The organism is Novosphingobium sp. YAF33 (assembly GCF_052113265.1).
In the GTDB taxonomy this organism is placed as follows: domain Bacteria; phylum Pseudomonadota; class Alphaproteobacteria; order Sphingomonadales; family Sphingomonadaceae; genus Novosphingobium.
Window position 1 is genome coordinate 243,345 of the sequence record NZ_JBFRCW010000005.1, and the last position, 22,819, is coordinate 266,163.

Consider the following 22,819-nt stretch of genomic DNA (forward strand, 5'->3'; position numbering starts at 1 on the left):
CATGGGGGAAGGCCCTGGGGCGGGCAGGGGCGCGGAAGGACGGCTCCTGACGGAACCGTCCTTCCCATTCGATCAGGCTGGAGACCTGGGGCGGCCCCGGATCACAGGCTTGCGCGCAGAGATGCGGTGAAGGCCCGCGGCGAACCGTAGCGCGCGCTGCCGATGAACAGGCCCGAATAGTAGGTCTTGTCGAACAGGTTATCGAGATGCACCGCCAGCGACAGCCGCTGCGAGAAGCGATAGCTTGCCAGAAGATCGACAATCGCGAAGCTGCCTTGCGTATAGATCTCGCCGTTGGGGCCTTCGCCGTCTGTCGTCGTCTTGCCCTGCCACGTCAGGTTGCCGCCCAGCGTCAAGCCGTCGAGGTCGCCGGGCAGGCGATATGTCGTGAACATCTTGAAGCTGTTCTTCGCGACTTGCGGCAGCTGGCGCACGCCGTCGCGATCCTTCGCCCGGGCGTTGGCGAAACCGCCCGCCACGYGCCAGCCGGGCAGCACCTCGCCAGTGACTTCCAGTTCGAAGCCCTTTGACTTCATGCCCGACACCGCGTGATAGGCCGTGCTGCCGTCCGGCGCGAAAATGCCGGCGCCGTCGGCCAGGGCATAATTGTCCTGCTTCATGCGGAAGACCGCCGCACTGGCGCTCAGCTTGCCGTCGAGGAAATCGGCCTTGAGACCGGCCTCGTAAGTATTGCCTTCAAGCGGCGCGATGATGTCTCCGTCCACCGTGCGCTTGGTCTGCGGTTCGAACACGCTGGCGTAGCTGACATAGGCGGAGATGGTCTTCGTGAAGTCCAGCACGATACCCGCATAAGGCGTGAAGACGGCTTTCTCGTGCGTGCCGGGCGTCCAGATCCGGGCTGCGCCTTCGTCCTGCGAATAGCTGTCCTGCTTCCACCATGTCAGGCGTCCGCCGGCGATGATGGAGAGCGGCGCAATCGGCTTCAGCCGCGCCACGCCTGCCGCGCTGGTGGTCCGAACGCGATTGCCGCCAAGGGCGCCCGTCGCCGTCAGGTCGGGCTTGGGGTAGCTTCCGGTCTCGAAGAACTCGTAGGCGTTGATGGAGGAGTTCATGTATTCCGGGCCGTCCCACCAGCCGGGGTAGAGCGTCTGGTCGTCGTCGAACTCGGCGTGGCTCAGGTTCAGGGCGATATGCTGTTCCTGGCCGAGTACTTCGAAGCTGCCGCGCAAATTGGCATAGACGGCGTCCAGCGTCAGGTCCGATGCCCAGCGCGTGGAATAGAGCGTGCCGCCAAGGCCGGTATCCTTGTCGATCGACGAGCCGAAGAAGTACCCGATCGTCTCGTCGTAGGAGCCGGACTTGTGCTCGGCGCTGACCTGCAGATGCCAGTCGCTGCTGAAATCATGGGCCAAGGATGCGAAGAGATTGACGCTCTTGCGGTGGAAGTCCGACCAGTCCGTGCCGCCATTGGTCGACCGCGCGAAATGCGTCTTGGTGCCATCGGTGAAGTAGAGCGGGACCCCGCCGCGCGAGGCGGCTTCGTTGCGGAAGTTCTGGTATTCCACGCCGGCGGTAAGGAGCGTGTTGGGGGTGAGGTCCGCTTCCACCACGCCGTAGAGCGCCTGGCGCTTGACGTGTTCGCGGTCGATGAAAGTGTCGTTTTCCTGCAGGGCTCCGGCCACGCGGGCCCGCACTTTCCCGTCGGACGTCAGCGCTCCGCCAACGTCGCCCTCGACCCGGTACATGTCCCAGGAGCCGACCGTTGCGGCGGCGGTGGCGCGGGTGGTCGTGCCGGGGCGCTTGCGGACCATGTTGATCGCCGCGGAGGGCTGGCCGGTGCCGGTCATCATGCCTGCCGAACCGCGGATGACCTCTATCCGGTCGTAGGCGATCATGTCGGCCGTGTCTTCGGTGAAGCCATAGATATTGATGGGCCGGGCCACCCCGTCGACGAGGTAGTTCTGCACCGCGAAGCCGCGCGCGGTGTAGTTGGTGCCGTCCGTTCCCAAGGCGCTGGAGCGGTTGGACTGGATGCCGACGATCTGCTCCATCACTTCGGAGATGTCGTAAAGGCCCTGTTCTTCCATGCGGGCGCTGTCGAGAACCGTCACCGACTGCGGCGTCTCGCGAGAGGACAGGCTGAGACCGGTCGTTTCCGTGGCCCCGGTGACGACGATGGCGTCAGGTTCGGGATCTTCCGCAGTGTCTTCCGCACGGGCGGCGGTGGCGGTCAGCAGACCTATCACCAGCATGGATGGAACGGAATAACGGGCGCGGATCGTGCTTCGAACGGACATCTTTTAGCCTCCCCTGGCTATGGCTCAGGCGGGAAGCTCCCTGCCTCCCCATCTGCGGGCGGCGGACTAATGCGAATGAGTTGCAGATGCAATATCAGCTAAGCATTTATTTTGTAAGGGACAGGAAACCGTTGCGAAACGAAGAGGGTCGGCTTGTCGCCGGCTTTGCCGGGAATTGACGGACGCGCCGCTTGACTGGGACCGGTGTGACGACGTCAGCCTTCCGCGCCGGACTCGATCGTCAGGTAATCGACCAGCGCCGGAACCTCGCGCGTTGCCGGGCCTTCGAAAAAGCGGCGGAAGTCCGGGCTGTCCGAGTGCCGCAGATTGACCTCCATCGTGATCGCGCGGTTGCTACGGGCGTGCTTCACCAGCCCGGCGGCCGGGTGCACCGTCGCTGAAGTCCCGATGGCGATGAACAGGTTTGCGCGAGCCGACAGCTCTTCGCTGCGCTGCCGGTGATAGGGGGCTTCTCCGAAGAGGACGACGTCCGGTCGCAGCGCCGGTTCGTCGCAGGCCGGGCAATCTTCGCGAACGGCGAGACTGCCGGACCAGGGGAAGCTGCGGTGGCAGCTTTCGCACCGCGCCGCGTCCAATTCGCCGTGCATGTGCAGGACCTGCCGGCTTCCCGCACGCTCGTGGAGATTGTCGATGTTCTGCGTGATGAGCGTGAATTCACCCCGGTTCTCGCGCTGCCAGTGGCGTTCGAGGCGGGCGAGGGCGAGGTGGGCAGCATTGGGTTCCACTTGCGCCAGCTGGGCCCTTCTGGCGTCGTAGAGATCATGCGCTTTGTATCGGTCCGCCGCAAAGCCCTCGGCCGAACAAAGCGCTTCAAGTGCGCGATCGTCCCAGCGCGGGGTGGAGCTTCGAAACGTGGCAATGCCGCTCTCGGCGGAAATCCCGGCTCCCGTGAGGATGACGATGTTGGTCAAGCTGTCCCGCGCTGGTTTCGAGGTTCAGGTCGCTATCCGATCTGCCGCACGTCAGACGTGTGCGACTTCGACCGTCAGGTGTTGCAGCTCGTGAACCGGCACCAGCCGGCGACGGATTTCGGCGGCGTCGATGCCCGGCCTGGCCGCCACGCTGACGATCGCCGAGTGGGCTTCGGGGCCGACCTTCCAGACGTGGAGGTCGGTGATCTGCGCGTCGCCGGGCGTCTCGATCAGTTCCCGTGCTTCCTCTGCGACGTGATCGTCGGTCCGGTCGAGCAGGATCGTCGCCGTGTCGCGCATCAGCGACCACGACCATCGTGCGATCACGACCGCGCCGACGATGCCCATGACGGGGTCCATCCACACCCACCCCAGGTAGCGGCCAGCGAGAAGCGCTGCGATGGCCAGCACTGATGTCAGGGCGTCGGCGAGCACATGGACATAAGCCGAGCGCAAGTTGTTGTCGCCGCCGTGGCCATGATGCCCGTGCCCATGCCCATGCCCATGCCCGTGCTCATGGTGGTGGCCATGCCCGTGATGGTGACCATGATCATGACCGCCGGAAAGAAGGAAGGCGGAGGCGATGTTGACCGCGAGGCCGAGGACCGCGATCCACGTCGCTTCGGCAAATGCCACCGTGATCGGCTCGAACAGGCGCAGGAGCGATTCCGCGCCGATCGCAAAGGCGACAATGCCCAGCACGAGCGCCGAGGCGAAGCCAGCCAGGTCGCCCACTTTGCCGGTGCCGAAGCTGAAGGCGCTGCTGCGCGCGTGGCGCTTCGCGTAAGCATAGGCGGCGGCCGCCACGCCGAGCGCGCCGGCATGCGTGGCCATGTGGAAGCCGTCTGCCAGGAGCGCCATCGATCCGGTTGCGTAGCCGGCGATGATTTCGCCCACCATCATCGCCGCCGTGAGTGCCACCACCCAGCGCGTCCGCCGCGCATTCTCGTCATGCGCAGCGCCCAGGAAGACGTGCTCATGGGTGAGGTGCGTGAAATTGCCCAAGGGGGCGGCCATGGGGGATGCTTGTCCGCTCACTTCGTATACCTCCGGATCACGGTCGCCAGATCCTCCGCGCCCTTGTGACGCTCCTCCTCGGACAGGCCCGGCGCCGCGACATGCGCTTCGAGATGATCGACGATGACTTCGTCCAACAGGCCGTTCACGGCCCCGCGCACCGCAGCGACGACGTGGAGGACTTCGCTGCAGTCGGCGTCCCCGGCGATCGCCCGTTCCACCGCCGCAATCTGCCCGGCGATTCGCTTGACCCGTGCCAGCAGTGCGTCGCGGTTTTCGCTGATGTGAGCCATTTCTTCCTCAGGTTTCCACTTTGGCCACCGGAATCGTCGATCCGGTCATGGCGAGCCTAATAGCCTAGGGGGGTATGGTATACAAGCCCTCGGACCCGCTCCTGCGCTCGGCACGTCCGGTGGCCTTATCGGGCAAGAGGCCGAACCGGCTGCATTTCCCCGTCGCACCGGGCCGGACACTATGTTAGCTGTGCGGACTGAAAGGCGTTCATGACCTACAGCCACGCTCCCTCGCCGCAGTCCACGAATTCGCAGTCTTTTCTGATCGAGGCCAGCGAGCGCCTGGCGACGGCCCGGTCCATGGCCGCGGTTGTCGACATCCTGCGCGATACGGCGCGGAGTGCCGTGGGGGCCGAAGGGATCGCCGTCGTGCTGAAGGACGGTGATCTATGCCACTATGTGGCGGAGGACGCCGCTGCGCCTTTGTGGAGCGGCAACAGGTTCGATGCGAAGCTCTGTATCTCCGGCTGGGCGATGCAGCACGTCGAGACGGTGTCGATTGCCGATGTCCGCAACGATCCGCGCATTCCGCAGGCAGCTTATGCGCCGACGTTCGTTCGCAGCCTTGCGATAGCACCGATCGGCCGGCCCGAAGCCATCGCGGCGCTCGGCGCCTATTGGTCGAAACCGGAGCCGCCGGACGCGGCCAGCGTGGCGCGCCTGGAAAGCCTTGCCGCGCTGGCCGGGATTGCGGTCGAGAACGCGCGGCTGCTCGATCGCAACCGGGAAGACGCCCGCCTCAAGGCCATCATGCTGGCGGCGGGGCGAATGGGAACCTGGTCGTTCGACGTCGTTTCGGGCACGCTCGATGCTTCCGAAACCTGCCGCAAGAATTTCGGCCGCGATCCCGCCCTGCCATTCACGTACGAGGACCTCCATGCCTCGATCCACCCTGACGACAGCGCCTGGGTCAATGCCGCCATCGGCACGAGCCTGAAGACGGGCTGCGATTACGATGTCGAATACCGGGTCCTGACGCAGTCCGGCGAGACCCGCTGGATCGGCGTCCGGGGGCAGCCCGCGTTCCGGCCGGACGGCTCTCCCATCGGCCTGTCCGGCGTGTCGATCGACATCACCGAGCGCAAGCGCATGGAAGAAGCGCTGAAGACTTCGGCCGCCACGCTGGAGCACCTTGTCGAGGAGCGCACGCGGGAACTCGTCCGGACGCAGGAAGCCCTTCGCCAGTCGCAGAAACTGGAAGCGATGGGGCAACTGACCGGCGGCGTCGCGCATGACTTCAACAATCTGCTGACGCCGATCATCGGCAGCCTCGACATGCTGCATCGCCGGAAAGTCGGCGGCGAGCGCGAGCAGCGCCTGATCAATGGCGCCTTGCAGTCGGCGGACAAGGCCAGAACCCTCGTCCAACGCCTGCTGGCCTTCGCCCGGCGCCAGCCGTTGAAGCCCGAGCCGGTGGACATGACCGCGCTGATCATCGGGATGTCCGAGCTGATCGGCACGACGATGGGCCCGCAGATCCAGCTAAGGCTCGATCTGGCTGCGGATCTGCCGATGGCGAACGCCGATCCCCATCAGGTCGAGATGGCCTTGCTGAACCTGTCGGTCAACGCGCGCGATGCGATGCCCCAGGGCGGCGGGCTGGTCATCACCGCGCAGCTTTGCGATTCCGCGCAATCCGTGGCCGCGGGCATGGACGGCGCTGCCTATGTGGTGATCCGCGTCTCGGATTCGGGTCATGGCATGGACGAAGAGACCCAGCAGCGCGCGATCGAGCCGTTCTTCTCCACCAAGGGCGTAGGACAGGGAACCGGGCTGGGCCTGTCCATGGCGCATGGATTGGCGCGGCAACTGGGAGGCGCCCTCACGATCGACAGCGCGCTCGGCACCGGCACGACGATCGCGCTCTGGTTTCCGGCGACCTCGGCGCCGCAAGCGCCTCTCGATGCGGTGCCCGTGCGGCAGGTCCGCGCTGCCGGCGTTGCGCTTCTCGTCGACGATGAGGACCTGGTCCGGGCGAGCACGGCCGATATGCTCGTCGATCTCGGTTTCGAGGTCGTCGAGGCCGGTTCCGGGGCCGAAGCCCTGGCGCTCGTGCAAACGGACGCGCGGATATGCGTCATGGTGACCGATCACCTGATGCCGGCGATGACCGGCGTCGAACTGGCAAGAGCATGCCTGGCACTCAGGCCCCTGATGCCGGTGCTGATTACCTCCGGCTACTCCGATGCGGTGGGCCTTGCATCGGATCTGCCGCGGCTGGAAAAGCCTTTCCGGCAGGCCGAACTCTCCGAAGCGCTGGAAAAGATCATGCCGGCCATCGAAGCCGAACCGATCGCCTTCACCCTGATCGAGCCTCCCCCGGCCGAGTGATGGTTCGGTTCCTCGGGCGGCTCGGCAGGGCGCTCCGGTCCGCGCACCATGCTGCACCTACCCGCTTTCATCGATGGCGGCGCGAAGGGTGTCTTCGACACGCTGACTGTCGGATTGCGCGACGTTGAAGCGGAGATAGGGCGCGGCCGACTGGGACACGCTGAAGACGTTCCCCGGCGCCAGCACCACGCCCTTGCTCAGGCATCGGTTTGCAATATCCGCCGAATCCAGCCCGTCTGGAAGCCGGCACCAGAGATAGAAGCCGCCTCGCGGCATGGTCCAGGGCGTGATCCCAAGCCTGTCCAGCCGCGTCGCCGTCCGGTCCATGGACACGGCCAGCCGCTGGCGAAGCTCGCTCATGTGCTTGCGATAGCTGCCGCCGGCCAGCACACTGGCAATCAGTTCCGTCGCCACGGGGCTGGGGCCGCCAAAACTCGTCGCGACCTGAAGGTCGATCAACCGCTCGATCCAGTCCGCCCGCGCCGCAATGTAGCCGCAGCGGACCGACCCTGACAGCGTCTTGGAGAAGCTGCCAATTCGAATGACGCGGTCGAAACCGTCCAGCACGGCCAGCCTCGCCGAGGCAGAGGGCTCGAAATCGGTGAAGATGTCATCCTCGACCACGATCAGATCGTGCGCGGCCGCCGCGCTCAGAAGCCGGTGCGCCGTCTGCGGCGACATGGTCGCCCCGGTCGGGTTATGGAGGGTTGAATTGGTGATGTAGAGGCGGGGCTTGTACGCCTTCAGCGCGGCCTCGAACGCGGCCGTATCGGGGCCTGTATGGGTGTAGGGAACCCCCACCAGCTCGACCCGATGTGCGCGCAGCAAAGCCTGGAAATTGAAGTAGCCGGGGTCGTCCACCAGCACGGTGTCGCCCGGCCGCAGCAGAAAGCGGCAGATCAGGTCGATGGCCTGCGTTCCCGAGCCGGTAAGCAGCAGTTGATCGGCGCCCGCTTCGATCCCCTCATCGGCGAAGCGGCCGAGAAGCAGCCGTCGAAGCGCCAGCGATCCTCGCGTGCCGCCATAGTCCGTCAGAATGGAGGCCTGCCCGCGGGCGAGGCTGCGCAGCCCCTTGCGCAAGGCCTCGTTCGGCATCCAGTCGGCGGGGAGCCATCCGCAACCGGGCTTTGCCATGGTGTCATCGGCGTCCAGCGATTGCCGCGATACCCAGAAAGGATCGACGGCGCGATCGCGGCGCGGCCCGAGTTCGCCGATGGCGAGCGGCGGCATGTTCGATCCGGTGACGTAGAAGCCGGACCCCCGCTTTGCCCGGATCACGCCTTCGGCGGCGAGACGGTCGTATGCCTCCACGACCGTCGAAGGCGAAACGCCCATGGTGTCGGCAAAGCTGCGCACCGAAGGCAGGCGGTCGCCCGGGCCGAGCACCCGGCTCGCTATCCGTGTTCGAATGGCGTCCATCAGCCCTCGGGTGCGTGATCCTGCAAGCTGTCGTTCGATCGTATCGGACATTTGTATGGGCACCTTCAGGCATACAATTATGCCATTTTGTAAGGTTCTGTTCCTGTTTGAGCCAGCGAATTCGTTCTACCCGGATCGCGAAAGCGAGGGATCTATGGAACGCAGTACCGCCGGTTGGGGCAGTGGCCTTCTGGGCGTTATCATCTTCAGCGGTTCGCTGCCGGCCACGCGCGTGGCCGTATCGGATATGAGCCCCCTGTTCGTGACATCGGCGCGCGCGGTCATCGCCGCGCTGCTGGGCGCGTTCTTCCTGGTCGTCCTTCGTCAAAGCAGGCCCGCGCGGGAGGACGTGCCATCTCTCGCCATCGTCGCGACCGGCGTGGTCGCCGGCTTTCCGCTGCTGACGGGCCTGGCTCTCCAGCACATAACCGCGGCGCATTCCGTCGTCTTCGTCGGCATGTTGCCGCTTTCGACGGCGATCTTCGGCGTCCTGCGCGGCGGCGAACGGCCCAAGCCCGCCTTCTGGCTATTCTCCACGATGGGCGGGGCGGCGATAGCCGGTTTCGCGCTTCGCAGCGGTGGAGGCGGGTCCGGAACCGGTGACTTGCTGATGGTGGCCGCGATCGTGCTGTGCGGCCTGGGGTATGCGGAAGGGGCAAGGCTGGCGCGGCGGCTGGGCGGCTGGCAGGTCATCAGTTGGGCGCTGCTGATCGCGCTGCCGATCATGGCTCTCGTCGCTGTCGCGGCAAGACCGGCCAGTTGGTCCGGGATCGGCTTCAGCGCCTGGCTCGGCTTCGGCTATGTCGCTGTCTTCTCCATGATGCTGGGCTTCGTATTCTGGTATCGCGGGCTGGCGCTGGGCGGAATTGCTGGCGTCGGCCAACTTCAACTGCTCCAACCGTTCCTGGGCCTGGTCCTTGCAGGCGTGGTGCTGGGTGAGACGGTGGGCTGGCCCATGATTGCCTCCGCCGCGTTCGTCATTCTCTGTGTAGCCGGCGCAAAGCGGTTCGCCTGATTTCGATCGGGCTCTGGCCGGAGGGCCGTGACCTTGGCGATGCGAGCAGCGTCCCGGCTTGAACCGAACCCGGATTGCTACACAAACAGCGCTGCCTCAGCCGGTCATTGCCCTCCGAAGGGCGCCTCTCACTTGGCCGGGGGGCACTTCACGCGCGTCAAGGTGTAATCCGCGAAAGGCTGCTCGGCCTTCCTGGCTTCAAGCGCGACGATGCGCCAGTGGATGTGATCCGCCTGAACCTCCCAATGGTTCACGAATTGCGCATCCGCATAGGCATAAGTGATGTCGAAGCCGCCGACCTTGCTGGTGCCGGTTCCGGTCGACGTCATGGCGCCCCCGAAGCTGTCGGCCCAATAGCCCGTGATGTCGTCCCTGCTGCCGGGCAGCACCATCGTGCCGCCAAAAACGAGATGTGCAGCGTAGCGGTCGGCGGTATCGTCCTTGGCCGTGCTTTCCGTGTCGACGGAGAACATGGCGCCAAGGAGGATCGAGCGTCCCTCCAGCATGGTCTTGACGGGTTTTCCCATGACTTCGCCGGTGCCAGCCCAGCAGCCGGAAAGCGCCGTGACAGAGGGCGGCGCAGCGGGATCTCCAGTTTCGCCCGCCTGGGCAGTGCCTGTGGCGAGCGCCAGAGACGCGCCGATTGCGATCCAAAGTTGATGCACGATTTCCCCCCGACATGCCGATCCGCTGCCTGACCGAGCGCGGCCCATCCTGCAACTGGAAAGACGAATCGTGAGCCGATTCAAGGCGCCGGGAAAAGTCGCCCCCGGCCGGTCGGCATGGCTTCAGGATATCTACACAAGGTAGAGCGCATCCTTCCGCTGCATCAGTTTCAGGCCGAACAGGGCGCCGATCAGTTCGAGCGACTGGCGCGGGTTGTCCAGGCGGAAGCGGCCGCTGAACGTGAGGCTGGCGAATTTCGGATCGGCGATCCGTACGGGCGCGGGGCTGTAGCGGGCCAGGCGCTGGACGGCGAAGCCCAGCGGCATGGCGTCGGCGTCCAGCCAGTCGCTCTGCCAGTCGGGATGCGTGGCGGGATCGAACGAGCCGGTCGAGAAGGAGGCGCCGTGCACAAGGGCCCAGCGGTCGGCGGGCACCACGCGGGCGGCCTGGCCCGCCACGTCAAGGCGCACGCGGCCGGAAAAGACGCGCAGTTCGCTGGCTTCGGCCAGATGATCGACGCTGAAGCTGGTGCCCAGCGCGACCATGCCGGCATGCGGCGTGCGGACTTCGAAGGGCCGCAAGGGATCGTGGCGAACGTCGAAGCGCGCGGCGCCTTGTTCCAGGCGGACATGGCGGCGCCCTTCCGAGAAATCGACCGCCACCCGCGATGCCGCGTCCAGCAGCAGGCCGGACCCGTCGGGCAGTTGGAAGCGCAGCCGCTCGCCTGTGCGGGTGGCAAAGCGCAGGCTGGGGGACGTTTCCGCAGCCTGCTCTCTCGCGAACCAGAGACCAGCGAAGGGCAGGGCGAGGGCACCGGCAAGTCCGGCCGCAATGGCCTGACGTCGGCCGACCAGCGGTCCGCGCCGATCGGAGCGGCCGTGTCGGCGCGTTCCCGCGCCCGAACGCAGTTGCTGCAGCGGCGGCAAGTCCTGGATGGGGCTATCTTCGCCATCAAGCGCATCGATCAATGCGGGATCGCCCAGCAGCCGGCGCATCCGGGCAAAGGCGGCGGCATTCTTCGGCGTTTCTCCCAGCCAGCGCGCCAGTTCACGGCGCTCGTCGGCGGTCAATTCATCGAAGCGGTCAGCCCAGTCGGCGGCGAGTTCGAGCGTGGTCAGTTTGTCATCCATTGTTTTTTTGCCCCTCTCCGGCCGGGTCCAGATCGCCCTCCAAGGCTTGCGTCAGGTCCGCCATGGCGCGCACGAGGTGCTTCTTCACGGCCTCCAGGTTCAGCCCGAGCTCCGAGGCGATCTCCTGCCGGGATTTTCCATCGACATGGCGCAGGCGGAAGACCCTGCGCCGCATCGGGGTCAACCGGGCAAGCGCGGCTTCGAAGCGGGCGAAACGCTCCCGGTAGTCCAGCACCTCGTCCGCCAGCGGCATGTCGCAAACGAGTTCCAGCAGGTCGAGTTCGCCGCCCGGCCGGTTTGCCTGGCCGCTCTTGCGCACATCGGCGAGGATCACCGAATCCGCCACGCGAAAGGCATAGGCCAGCGGATGTTCGATGGCCTGCCGCTGTTCTTGTTCCATCACCCGGACAAGGGTTTCCTGCACAACGTCCTCCACACCGTCGGGATCGCGCATGCGCTTGCGCACATAGCTTTTCAACCGGCCTACCCCGGCCAGCAGCGGGCTGGTGGCATTGCTCATGAACATGCGCGGCATCCCGGTCGAAAGAAGCGCGGCCGAGAAAAACCGCCGCGCTCGAAGTGTAGAGGCATGAGAGTGCCCGGCGGGGACAGGAGCGATTTTTGCGTCATCAGAACGTGCAGCGCATGCCAAGCGAGAAGACCCGGCCTGAGCGGGTCCGCGCCAGCAGGCGTTTGGCCTCCCGGTCGGTATATTGCGTGATCGGCGCGTCAGTGAGGTTGCGGGCCTCGAACATGGCCTGCAGGTTCCCCGTGAGCTTGGCGTGAGCCGCGAAATCCAGCGTCATCGCGCCCTCGATCCATTCGCCGATGTTGCCGTTGTTGCCGATGTCGATGCGATAGGTGCCGCGCCATGCCGCTGCCACGCGGGCGTCCCAGGTCCGGCCGGTGTAGTAGAGCGTGGCATTGCCCGACCAGCGCGAGAGGTCGATCAACGGCAGCTCCATCGCGGTTCCGTCGTAGATCACCTCGCTGTGGCCCGCGGCATATGTCAGGTTGGCCTGGATACCCAGCCGGTCGAAGGGCGCGGGCAGGAAGCGCAAGTCGCGCTGGACCGCCGCTTCGGCGCCGACGATGGAGGCGCCCTGGCCGTTCAGGGGCCGCACCACGTTGTAGAGTGCCGATCCGTCCAGCCCGTCATAGAGGAAGGACAGCGGCAGCCCGGTCTCGGCATAAGCCATGACCGTGGTTTCGGAAGTGATGAAGAACGCCATGCGCTTGTAGAACAGGCCGAGCGAGGCATAGCCATCGTGCCCCATGTAGCGTTCCAGCGAGAGATCCAGCGCAGTCGCCGCGAAAGGCTTGAGTGCGGGGTTGCCTGTCTCGACCGTGCCGCCGAACGGGGTCGAGTTGACCGATGCAGCGGCGCGCACGTCGGCGACGTCGGGCTGGTTCAGGTTGCGGCTGGCGGAAAGGCGCAGGCGCACGTCGGGGGCGAGGTCAAGCCTCGCCTGGAGCGAGGGCAGCCACGCCGAATGGCGGCTGCGCTGCCCTACGGCGATCAGCGTCGTATCGTCGCTCGCTTCGCCCGAGGACAGGGTGTCCATCCGCAAGTACTGAAGGCCGAGTTCTGCCTCCACCGGGACCGTGCCCAGCGCGAAGTCGAACTGACCGAGGGCGAAGACGGCGTAGCCATTCTCGCGCACGCGGTAGGCCGTGCCGGGAAGGTTGGAGGTGGCGGTGAGGTCGCGCGCCTGGCCGAGCGCGGCGAAAGTGGCGTCAAGATCGGCGACGACGTAGCGCGCGAGAGAGCGCGCGTGGATCAGGGCGGTGGCGGCCTGTTCGGCCTCGCCGCGATAATCGGCGGTAACGCGGCGTTCGTAGCCGCTATTGCCGAAAAACCGGTAGCTGCCGCCCATGCGCAGTTCGACATGCGCGCCGAGCCGCCGAACCAGTTCGACCCGGGCCGTTGCATTCTGGTTGAGGATGGCATCCTCGCGCACATCGGCGCGCATGAGGTTCCAGTTCGCCGCTTCGGCAATGTCGAAGCCATAAGCATTTCGCGGATGCGCGCCAGTGGCGACATAGGCGAAATCCTGGCCCGGGGCTTCCAGGAACACCTTGTCGAACACCGGTTCCTCGAAGTCCGATCGGGCATAGCCGGCGCGAACCTCGATGCGGGTCGAAGCGCCGAGCGGGCGCTGCAGGGAAAGCACGGCCTGGTTGAAGTCGGTGTGATCCTCGGTGATCTTGCGCTCGGTCCGCATGTCGATGCCGCTGAAATCCGCTGCGACCATCGTGTTGCCGACGATCTTCACCGAATTGAGCACTTGCGTTCCGTCCACGGTGCCGCTTGTGAGGCCATTGGTGCCGGCCGCCGCCAGCGAATATTCGCCGCGGTGGTTGGACAGGCGCGCGTGGATCAGGTCGAGCGTGACATGCAGGCCATCGTCGCTCTCATGCTCCAGCGATCCGACAAGGTTCAGGCGGTCGAAGCGGTTGGTCCATGTCGAGTAGGTCTGGCCCCGCGACATGTAGACGGGATCGCCGTCGCCGGTCAGTCGCGCCCGGTCTGCGGCGCCGACGCCGGGGCCGATGTTGGCCGTCCCGAAGGCCACGGGCACCCAGTCCCAGTTGCGATAGCCGTATTCGGTCACCGCGTTGCGGCTGTAGGAGGCGGCGAACAGCGCGCCCCAATTGTCGCCCCGGCGAGAGATTTCGGCCGTGATCTGCGGGGTGACGGCGCTATCGTTCCCCGATGTGCGGCCCTGGACCGAAAGCAGGGTTACATCGCCCGGCCGGTCGAACGGCCGCAACGTGTGGAGCGCGACGGTACCGCCGATGCCTCCGGCGTCGAGATCGGCGGACCAGGTCTTGCGCACTTCCACCCCGGAAAACAGCCCGGCATCGAAAACCGAATAGTCGAAGCGCCGCTGGCGGCTGGCGGAGCCGCGATTGTCCATGCCGGAAGCGGTCGTTGCCAGCGCTTCGATCCCGTTCAGCGTGGTGCGGGTGAAGAGCGGGCCCAGCCCGCGCAGCGAGATCTGCCGCCCTTCGCCGTTGTCCCGGCTGATGGCGATGCCCGGCAGGCGCTGCAGGGCATCGGCGGCGTTGTGATCGGGAAAGGCGGCAATGTCCTCCGCGCGCGTCACTTCCAGGGTGGAGCGGGCGGCGCGTTTCACGGCGACGGCCTGGCGCAGGCTTTCGCGGTAGCCGGTGACGACGATCGGTTCTGCGGGAGGTTCCTGCACGACCAGCTGGCCTGGCCCCGGCAGGGGCACGGTGACGGGCAAGGGCGCGGGGGTCACCAGATAGCCGCCCGGCACTTGCCTGACCGTGACGGGCAGCCTGTCGGTCACTTGCCGGATCGCCTCGTCCACCCCGAAGCGCCCCCGCACCGGGTGCGTGGTGCGCAGGTCGGCGGGTACCGAGGTGACGATCTGCACGCCGGAGCGGCGCGAAATCTCCGCCAGGGCGTCGGCAAGGCGCAGCACCGGGACGTGGAGCGAAACTTGTGCTTCGCGCGCCTCGGCGGCCACCGGGACGATGGCAAGCACGAGGCATGAGGCAGCAAGGCGGCGCGACCGGGCACCGGGGAGGAGCGAAGACACGGGGAGCGCCCTTTCGAGGGCGCGCCTAGCGCGGCCAGATGACAGTCATGTGAAATGGATGTGACTGAAAACCGGGAAGCGAGGCCCGATGAAAGCCGGCCCGGACGCGGCGGCGTCCGGGCCGGAAACGACAGGCAGTTCCGGGTGAGCGGCCTGCCTGTCGGGTGGGCTGTTACAAGGATATAGCGATCAGAATTCGAAGCGCACGCCGCCCATGATCGTGGTGCCCGAACGGGTGTTGACGTAGAGCCGCTTGGTGCTGTCCGAGTATTGCCTCTCGTGCTGGTTGGTGAGGTTGATCGCGTCGAGCGTGAGCTGGACGCCCTCCATTACCTTGTAGTGAGCCGAGGCATCGACATAGATCGTCGCGGCATAGCCGGAGAGATCCTGGTCCAGGCCCAGCGTGCTGGTGATCGGCGCCGCGCTGTAGACGTAGCTGCTGCGATAGTTGGCCGATCCGCGAATGTCGAACTTGGTATCCTGGTAGTAGAGCGTGATATTGCCGTTATACTTGCTCAGGCCCTCCAGCGTGGTGTTGGCGCCGCCGGTGTACATCGTCGAATAGTCGTACTTCGAATTGACGTAGGTGAAGTTCATCGCCGTACCGAAGTGGTCGAAGGGCGCGGGCAGGAACGTGAAGTCGGTCTGCGCGGCCAGTTCCAGGCCCCAGAGGTCGGTCTTGCCCAGGTTCACCGGGCGCGCGAACGAGGTGACGACGGTGCTGCCCGTCACGCCCGAGACGAGGTCGGTCGAAAGTCCGGTCTCGCTGTAGGGCACGTCGTTGACGGTCTGGGTGGTGATGAAACCGTCCAGCGTCTTGTAGAACAGCGCCGCGCTGACCGATCCGACTTTGCCGAAGTAATATTCGAGCGAAAGGTCGAGGTCGGTGGACTTGTAGGGCCTCAGCGCCGGGTTGCCGACCGAGACGGACAGTTCGCCGTTGTCACCCACGGAAACGGTGCCATTGACCGCCAGCGAGCCGAGCGAAGGCCGGTTGATGTTGCGCGCGGCGGAGGCGCGGACCACGAGGTTCTTCGTCGCGTCGAAGATCAGGTTCATGGCGGGCAGGAAGCCCTGGTAGCTCGAAGAGACGGCGATCGGGGTATCGGTTCCGCCCACCGTGCCGATGCCCGCGGAAAGGATGTCGGTGTGGTAGTAACGGCCGCCGACATTGCCGCGGAACGGCAGGTTTCCGAGCATGTGGTTCCAGTCATACTGGACATAGCCGGCAGCAGTACGCTCTTCCACCGCAAAGACGCTGTTCCTGGTCGTCAGATAGTCGCTACGATCGATGCCGAGCACGTCGAGCGCCTTGTCGTAATCGACGATCACCCAGTCCTGGCCCTTGTAACCGGTATAGACCTTCGAATAATCGCTGATATCGGCGCTGACGGTGCCGTTTTTGAATGCGGTCAGCAGCGCGTCGTTGTAGGTGCGCTTGTAGCCCGAGTTCTTGAAGCGCCGCCATTCCCCGCCAATCGAGATCTTGTCGTCCGGGGTGATCTCATAGGCCAGCGCGCCCTTGACGTTGTCGAAGGCGGTGTCCTGGAAGCTCTGGTTCATGTCGATTTCGTGCGCGTGGTAATTCGCCGCGTCGCCCGTGTCCCAGCCATAAGTGTTGACCAGCGAATAGTTGCCGCCGCGATAGTCGGAGATCACGTCGCCATAGGCTTCGGTATAGAAGTGGTCGTCCACCGGCATGTCGTAGCTGGAGCGCTCGATGCCGCCCAGGAACGTGGCTTTCAGGCCGGGCACGATCTCGGCATCGCCGCTGAGGACAAGCTGCTTGAAGGTGTTGGTGGTCTTCTGGATGCGCGTTTCCGTGGCCGTCTGGGCGCCGGACACATCGAGGTAGGTCACCTCGTTCTGCTCGTTCCATTCGATGTCGTTGATGGTGGAGTTGGGGTAGGTCACGCCGGCGAAAGTCTGACCACCGCCGAGCCAGGTCGAACCGCCGCCGCCGCGCGAGGCGAGGTGGGTTTCGAAACGGTCGGCCTTGTACTTGCCGTAGAGGCCGTCCAGCGTCAGGTGGACGGTATCGGCCGGGTTCCACTGCGCCGACGCGGTCACGCCAAGGCGGTCCTGCGTGCTGTCCCAGACCGACTGGCGGTTGCCGCGCGCAAAGCGCAGCTCGCCGGAATTGATCTTGTCCTGCTCCTCCTGCGTCAGGGCCGAAATGTCCGAGCCGTTGGCCTTGTTCAGGCGCCAGCGATACGTGTCGACGCCGGTTTCGCGGGTCTGGCGGTGGCTATAGGCGGCCGAGACGAGGATGCCGAAATCGCCCCAGTTCTTGGAGACGAGGCCGGTGAGGCGCGGCTGGAAGTCCTTGGTCAGCGTATTGGTGCCGCCCGAGGCGGAGAAGGCGACCTTGGTGCCCGAATAGTCGAACGGACGCGCGGTATAGAGACCCACGGTGCCGGCCAGCCCGCCTTCGGTCTGCTCGGCCGAGAACGACTTGCGCACATCCACGCGGTTGAAGAGTTCGGCGGCGAAGATGTTGAAGTCGAACGCGCGGTCACGGGTGCCCTGGCCGCGGCTGTCCTGCGGGGAGTCGACGTTGCCCAGCACTTCCATGCCGTTCAGCTGGACGCGGGTGAAGTCCGGTCCCAGGCCGCGCAGGCTGACGCGGCGGCCTTCGCCGGCTTCGCGGTTGATGGCGACGCCCGGCAGGCGCTGGAGCGCTTCGGCGAGGTTGAGGTCAGGGAAAGCGGCGATGTCGTCGGCGACGATCGAGTCCTGGATGATCGTGGCATTGCGCTTCACGTCGCGGGCACCCTGGAGGCTGGCGCGGAAGCCGGTGACGACGATGCTGCCATCGTCCTGCGTGGGAGTGGTCGCCCCCGTTTCAGCCTCCGCCAGCGCGGGCTGCGCCGCGAAGGCGAGAGCTGTCGATACCAGCCAGAGACTGCGCCTGTTCCACATTGTCGTTTCCCTCATCTTCCATTGGTCGAAACCGCGGCCCGGATCGGGTCCGCAATCGAGGGTGAAGAGAGGGATGGGGTGGAGACGGGGACAAAAGAATTTTGTGAAAGTTCAGAGACTATTTATGACATTTCTATGAAATGAATAGAGATTTGATGTTGGCGGGGTGTGGCGGTTAAAAAATAAAATAGATTTTCTGAGTTGCTTAGATAAGTTAGTGGTCATTGCTAGAAACTATTTTGTAAAAATCCGCGTTTCGGCGGAAAAGAGCTTGACGAGAGATGGTTGAGCACTTCTCACTTCACCTGAGTAGATGGCGCCAATAAATGCCGACAGAACTGGCTCTGGGGTGATCGAGGAGCGTCCCCTGCCATCGGCAGATTCTGTCCGCCGAGCATCACACTCCATTGCCCGCTTCTGCGATTGTGTCCGATAGGGGGCCCAGCCTACATAGCGCCGGCGTTGCCGGCCCATGCGGTGCCGGGACTACAGGAAAACGGAGATCGCTCGAATGCTCGCGAAAAGGCTCGCGCTGATGTTCGTCATGTTTGCGCTATTGATGCCCGCCGCGGCCACGCCAGTTCTTGCGCAATCGGAGCCTCTGGCTGCGCTTTCGCAGGACCTTGCGGCGGCAGAGAGCGACATCCGGTCGGTCGACAGGTCGATGGATGCGCGCATGAGCGACAGCGATCAGAAGCTGGCCTGGGCCAAGGTTCTGGCCGCCAAGTCTTCAGCCACCGATACGAGCGCCAAGCTCCAGGAACAGATCACGCTGCTCGATGCCAAGCTCGAAGGGCTGGGGCCGCAGCCGAGCAGCGGAGAGGCCCCTGACATCCAGCGGCAGCGAGCGAGCCTGGCAAAGCAGCGCTCTGCCATCGACTCCGCGATCAAGCGCGGGAACCTGCTCGCCGTCGAGGCGCAGCAGCTTGCCGATGAGATTTCGGAGAGCCAGGCCCAGGAACTGGGCGAAAAGCTGTCTACACGCTCGCCTTCTCCGCTGGCGCCCGGTTTCTGGAGCGCGCTCGCTCACGCCTGGCCGCGTGACAGCAGGCGCGCCGCGATGTTCGTCCAGCAGGGACGGTCCCAGATTGCCTACAGTTTCGATCACGGCACGCCCTGGCTCGCGCTGCTGGGCCTGATCGTGGGATTCCTCATCCTGGTTCCTCTGCGTTCGTTCGTGCGAAGCACCGGGCGAAAGATGCTCACCGAAGGTTTCCCGGCACGCTCGGTCCGCCGCTCGGCCAATGCTTTGTGGCGGGTGCTGGTCGGCACCCTGGCGCCGCTGCTGGCGGGGCTCGCCTTCGTTCAGGGGCTGCGCTGGGCATCCATGGTTCCGCCGAGCTGGAATGCGCTGCTGGGCACTTTCGTTGCCGCAGCGGCGTTTTCTGGCTTCACCATGTCGGTCCTGGGCGCGCTGCTCATGCGCAGTCAGCCCTCATGGAGAATAGCTCGGCTGAGCGACCAGGCCGCTTCTCGGCTGCGGCCCTATACCATCGTGCTCGGGTGTCTTGCCTTCTGCGCGATCATGTCGAACGCGCTCAATCTGACGCTGGGTACGAGCGCGACGGCCACGGCCTGTACCCAGGCCATTCTCGCGCTCTGCCATATCCTCCTGATCGGGGCGAGCCTGGTCACGCTCGGCCGGCTTCGCTCCGCGCAGGCCAGCGAGGGGAGCGGGCAGGTCGCTGCCGGGCTGGGCCTTGTCAATCTGCTGGCCTGGGTGGCAGTTGGGGGCGCTTTCCTGGCCCTGCTCACCGGCTATTTCGGGTTCAGTCTGTTCGTGCTGCAGATGATCGCCTGGGCGGTCGTGCTGGGCGCCGGCGTCTACCTGCTGATGGCGGCGATCGACGATGTCGCCTCGACGGTGTTCGACCGTTCGAGTCCCTTCGGGGATGCGCTGGTTCGCAGCCTGGGCCTGCGCGGCAGTGCGATCGACCAGTTCGGCGTCCTGCTGTCAGGAATCCTGCGCGTCACGGTGGTGATCCTGGCACTCGGGATGCTGCTCTCGCCGTTCGGTGCGGGCAATGTCGACAGCCTGTTCGGGCGCCTTGGCCTTCTTGCGCAAGGTTTCGAAGTCGGCGGCGTCAGCGTTTCGCCCGGTGCGCTGGTGCGCGGAGGGCTGGTCCTGTTCGTCGGGCTGGCGCTTGTCAGGGCCTTCATGCGCTGGCTCGATCACCGATATCTGCCCGCCACGGATCTGGACGGAAGCGGGCGCAATTCGGTCAGCCTCGTCGCGCGCTATGTCGGCGTGGCTCTCGCGGTAATCTGGGGGCTGGCTTCGCTCGGGATCGGTGTCGAGCGCATTGCGATATTGCTTTCGGCGCTCTCGGTCGGGATCGGTTTCGGTCTTCAGGCGATCACGCAGAATTTCGTGTCGGGCCTCATCCTGCTGGCCGAGCGGCCCATAAAGATCGGCGATCTCGTCCGCGTCGGAACCGACGAGGGCGACGTCAAGCGGATCAGCGTCCGGTCGACCGAAATCGAACTGGCCGATCATTCCACCCTGATCGTGCCCAATTCCGAGCTGATCACGAAAACGGTCCTCAACAAGACACTGGCCAGCCCACTGGGCCGTTTGCAGATCCAGTTCTCCGTACCGATCGATGTCGACGCAGACGCAGTTCGCAAGATCGTGCTGGAAACTTACGCGGCCGAGGAAAGCGTGCTCAGCGAGCCCGCACCTTCCGTGTTCATCGATTCCATTGCCGATGGGCGGATATTCTTCAACAGTTTCGCCCACGTAGCCACGCCCCGCGCGGCCTACGGAGCGCGCAGCAATTCGTTCGCCACTCTCCTCCGCCGGTTCCGCCAGGACGGAATCGCGATCGGCACGGTCCCGCAGCGGCTCGAACTGGTAGGGGCTTTGCCCGGTGACAGAGATAGCTGACCGGCGACGGGAGAGGCAAGGCGGACCTTTCTGGCGCCGCGCGATCGGCGCTACCTGCCAGGGCAGGTGATCCGAAAATGCGCTCCGCGCTCCGAAGGGATGAGCTCCAGTTCGCCGCCGTACGCTTGGAGCAACGAACGCGCGATCGGCAGACCCAGTCCAGTGCCGCCCAGTTCGCGCTTGCTGGTGAAGAAAGGCGCGAAGATGCGCAGATGGTCCGCCTCGGGAATGCCCGGCCCGTCATCGACGAGATCGATGTGGACTGCGCCAGGCGCTGGGTGAAGGGCGATATCGAGGCGCCTGGCGCCTGCTTGCCGCGCATTTTCGGCCAGCGTGGTCAGCACGGTTTCCAGGGCATCGCCGTCGATGGAGACATGGGTTTCGTGGTCAGGCAGGTCCACGGCAATTGCGAAGTCTTCGGCCGAGAGTGCATCGGCCACCGCCATCAGCACGGCTCCGGGGCGGACCGCCGCATCGGCGGCACCTATCAGCACATCGGCGCGGGCGAGTTCCATCAACCGGCCGACCAGGCGGGACAGGCGCCGGGCATCGGCGGCCATGTTGGCCAGGAACCGTTCGCTCTCCGCGGATGACATCTGGGCTCCGTGATCCTGCAGCAGCTCGATGGCGCCGGAAATCCCGGCGAGCGGCGTCTTGAATTCGTGGCTCAGCGAGGAGGAGAAATCGCGCAGATAGCGGGAGCGTTTTTCAATCGCGTCTGCCATTTGCTCGAAATCTTCGTAAAGCGCTCGGATCTCGATGACTTGCAGGGTGGGTTGCGGCGCGGATATGCGCGCACCGGAAGCGAGGGCGCGGGTGGCGCGGCTCAATCCTTCGATCGGGCGCACGATGGCGCGGGAAAGCACGGCCGAGAGCATCAACAGCATCGCGAAGATCGCCGCAACGCCCAGGGCGATCTTGCCCCGATCCTCATAGATGCCCAGTGCCAGCGCGCGCGGCGAGCGCGACAGCAGCAGCACAGCCGCGACTTTGCCGTCGATCACGATAGGGCGTGCATGGTGAAGGCGGATGTTCGCGGCGCGGCTCAGCCAGTCGAGCGCATGATGGGCCGGGTGGCCCTCGTTCTCGCGCAGGGTGGTGGTTGGCATACCGGCGAGTGCGGCGCGGACTTCAGGCAGGGCCGCGAGGCTGCCGCCCGCCTCCCGGCCGTTGAGCAGGATGCCTTTCCGATCCAGGATCAGGATGGAGGCGAGAGTGGTGATCTTGGTCTGCTGGAAGGCGGGCATCATTCGCCATGCCAGCGCCATCGCTGCGGGATCGGGCTTGCTCGCGGCGGGTTGGGCATGGGGGCGAGGCGCCAGGATCGGCGAGGAGCGCAAGTCCACTTCCGTCACGCGGTCATGATAGCGCTCTGGCGGGGCGGGCGGCGGGCCCGGGCGCGCGCCGGGCAGGGCGATGGCGCTGCCGACGACTGCGGCGCTGGCGGCAAGCGCGGCGCCTTGGGCGACCAGTTCCGCTTCGGTTCGTCGCACCAGGGCGTTTTCGTAAATCCGCAGGAAGATTGCCCCGAAGCCCGGCAGCGCGGCGACGAACACCATCGTTCCCAGCAGGATGGTGCGCAGACGCAGGATCGGCCAGTGCCGGGCGACGGTGGTCCGGATTTGATCCCAGAGCTTGTCGATCATCCCTGTGCCGTCGCGCCGGTGCAGGTCCCGAGGCGGTAGCCGATCCCCGCGCGGGTCTCGATCAGGTCGCTGCCGCCCGCTTCGGCAAATTTGCGGCGCAAGTTGCGGACATGGCTGTCGATCGTGCGATCGGTGAGCGCGAAGCCCGGGCCGCGGAGGCGGTCGATAATCTGGTCGCGCGAGAAGATGCGGGTGGGCCCGGCCAGCAAGGTGCGCAGGATGGTGAACTCGGTCACGGTAAGGCCGACCTCGTGGCCGTGCCACTGCGCGGTCCAGCTCTCAGGATCGAGACTGAGCAGACCGTGACGCAGCACTGTGACCGTGTCGGCCGGGCTTGCCGAGGATCCGCTCCGCGAGCCGGTGCGGCGAAGGATCGCCATCGATCGGGCCACGACTTCGCGCGGGGAGAACGGCTTCACCACATAGTCGTCGCCGCCCAGTTCGATGCCCAGCACACGGTCGATCTCGTCATCGCGCGAGGACAGGAAGAATATCGGCACCTCGCTCGTGGCGCGTAGGCGGCGGCAGACTTCAAGACCGTCCATCCGCGGCATATTGATGTCAAGGATCACCAGATCGGGGGCGTGGCGTTCGACTTGCGCCAGCGCTTCCTCTCCGTCCCCGGCTTCGAGCGTGCCGAAACCGGCCTTGCCGAAGGCGAAGACGAGCAACTGGCGGATATGGGGATCGTCGTCGACGAGGAGGATCGTGCCGGGCATGGCGGAGATGTTCAT

General features: G+C 65.5%; 15 protein-coding genes. 3 read left to right on the forward strand and 12 right to left on the reverse strand.

Annotated elements, in window-relative coordinates; all coding sequences use genetic code 11:
• Positions 1–101: 101 nt before the first annotated feature.
• The 4 genes from AB4Z00_RS12175 to AB4Z00_RS12190 form a co-directional block, all read right to left on the reverse strand.
• Positions 102–2,258 carry a TonB-dependent siderophore receptor gene (locus AB4Z00_RS12175; RefSeq protein WP_442046134.1) on the reverse strand — a complete coding sequence of 719 codons (2,157 nt, stop codon included), beginning with the start codon at positions 2,256–2,258 and terminating at the stop codon, positions 102–104.
• A 215-nt stretch (positions 2,259–2,473) separates the two neighbouring features.
• On the reverse strand, positions 2,474–3,190 hold the full coding sequence (locus AB4Z00_RS12180) for an NAD-dependent deacylase (protein ID WP_442046135.1): 717 nt from the start codon (positions 3,188–3,190) through the stop codon (positions 2,474–2,476).
• Positions 3,191–3,241: 51 nt separating this feature from the next.
• Positions 3,242–4,207 carry a CDF family Co(II)/Ni(II) efflux transporter DmeF gene (gene dmeF, locus AB4Z00_RS12185; protein WP_442046136.1) on the reverse strand — a complete coding sequence of 322 codons (966 nt, stop codon included), beginning with the start codon at positions 4,205–4,207 and terminating at the stop codon, positions 3,242–3,244.
• Positions 4,208–4,224: 17 nt separating this feature from the next.
• Entirely contained in the window at positions 4,225–4,500 is a 276-nt protein-coding gene (locus AB4Z00_RS12190; protein ID WP_134094407.1) for a metal/formaldehyde-sensitive transcriptional repressor, read from the reverse strand.
• A gap of 210 nt (positions 4,501–4,710) precedes the next feature.
• On the opposite strand from AB4Z00_RS12190, the gene AB4Z00_RS12195 reads away from it, so the two are divergent.
• A complete protein-coding gene (locus AB4Z00_RS12195; protein ID WP_134094408.1) occupies positions 4,711–6,831 on the forward strand; it encodes an ATP-binding protein in 2,121 nt (706 codons plus the stop codon).
• A gap of 57 nt (positions 6,832–6,888) precedes the next feature.
• Here AB4Z00_RS12195 and AB4Z00_RS12200 read toward each other — a convergent pair whose 3' ends face one another.
• Entirely contained in the window at positions 6,889–8,301 is a 1,413-nt protein-coding gene (locus tag AB4Z00_RS12200) for an aminotransferase-like domain-containing protein (RefSeq protein ID WP_442046137.1), read from the reverse strand.
• Positions 8,302–8,404: 103 nt separating this feature from the next.
• Here AB4Z00_RS12200 and AB4Z00_RS12205 point away from each other — a divergent pair, with 103 nt between their 5' ends.
• On the forward strand, positions 8,405–9,265 hold the full coding sequence (locus AB4Z00_RS12205) for a DMT family transporter (RefSeq protein WP_442046138.1): 861 nt from the start codon (positions 8,405–8,407) through the stop codon (positions 9,263–9,265).
• Positions 9,266–9,393: 128 nt separating this feature from the next.
• Here AB4Z00_RS12205 and AB4Z00_RS12210 read toward each other — a convergent pair whose 3' ends face one another.
• The 5 genes from AB4Z00_RS12210 to AB4Z00_RS12230 all read right to left on the reverse strand — a co-directional run bounded on the left by AB4Z00_RS12210 (position 9,394) and on the right by AB4Z00_RS12230 (position 17,552).
• Complete coding sequence (locus tag AB4Z00_RS12210; RefSeq protein ID WP_442046139.1) at positions 9,394–9,930, reverse strand: hypothetical protein; 537 nt, start codon at positions 9,928–9,930, stop codon at positions 9,394–9,396.
• Positions 9,931–10,062: 132 nt separating this feature from the next.
• Positions 10,063–11,061 carry a FecR family protein gene (locus tag AB4Z00_RS12215; RefSeq protein WP_442046140.1) on the reverse strand — a complete coding sequence of 333 codons (999 nt, stop codon included), beginning with the start codon at positions 11,059–11,061 and terminating at the stop codon, positions 10,063–10,065.
• Positions 11,054–11,587 carry an RNA polymerase sigma factor gene (locus AB4Z00_RS12220; protein ID WP_442046141.1) on the reverse strand — a complete coding sequence of 178 codons (534 nt, stop codon included), beginning with the start codon at positions 11,585–11,587 and terminating at the stop codon, positions 11,054–11,056. Before AB4Z00_RS12220 ends, AB4Z00_RS12215 begins: the two co-directional genes overlap by 8 nt.
• A gap of 103 nt (positions 11,588–11,690) precedes the next feature.
• Positions 11,691–14,630: a TonB-dependent receptor gene (locus tag AB4Z00_RS12225; RefSeq protein ID WP_442046142.1), complete on the reverse strand. Its 2,940-nt coding sequence runs from the start codon at positions 14,628–14,630 to the stop codon at positions 11,691–11,693.
• A 189-nt stretch (positions 14,631–14,819) separates the two neighbouring features.
• Complete coding sequence (locus AB4Z00_RS12230; protein WP_442046143.1) at positions 14,820–17,552, reverse strand: TonB-dependent receptor; 2,733 nt, start codon at positions 17,550–17,552, stop codon at positions 14,820–14,822.
• Positions 17,553–18,063: 511 nt separating this feature from the next.
• Here AB4Z00_RS12230 and AB4Z00_RS12235 point away from each other — a divergent pair.
• Positions 18,064–20,439 (forward strand): DUF3772 domain-containing protein, encoded by a 2,376-nt coding sequence (locus tag AB4Z00_RS12235; RefSeq protein ID WP_442046144.1) that lies wholly within the window; start codon positions 18,064–18,066, stop codon positions 20,437–20,439.
• Positions 20,440–20,489: 50 nt separating this feature from the next.
• Here AB4Z00_RS12235 and AB4Z00_RS12240 read toward each other — a convergent pair whose 3' ends face one another.
• Complete coding sequence (locus AB4Z00_RS12240; RefSeq protein WP_442046145.1) at positions 20,490–22,085, reverse strand: HAMP domain-containing sensor histidine kinase; 1,596 nt, start codon at positions 22,083–22,085, stop codon at positions 20,490–20,492.
• Entirely contained in the window at positions 22,082–22,819 is a 738-nt protein-coding gene (locus AB4Z00_RS12245) for a response regulator transcription factor (protein WP_314466948.1), read from the reverse strand. The genes AB4Z00_RS12240 and AB4Z00_RS12245 overlap by 4 nt, the downstream gene beginning before the upstream one ends.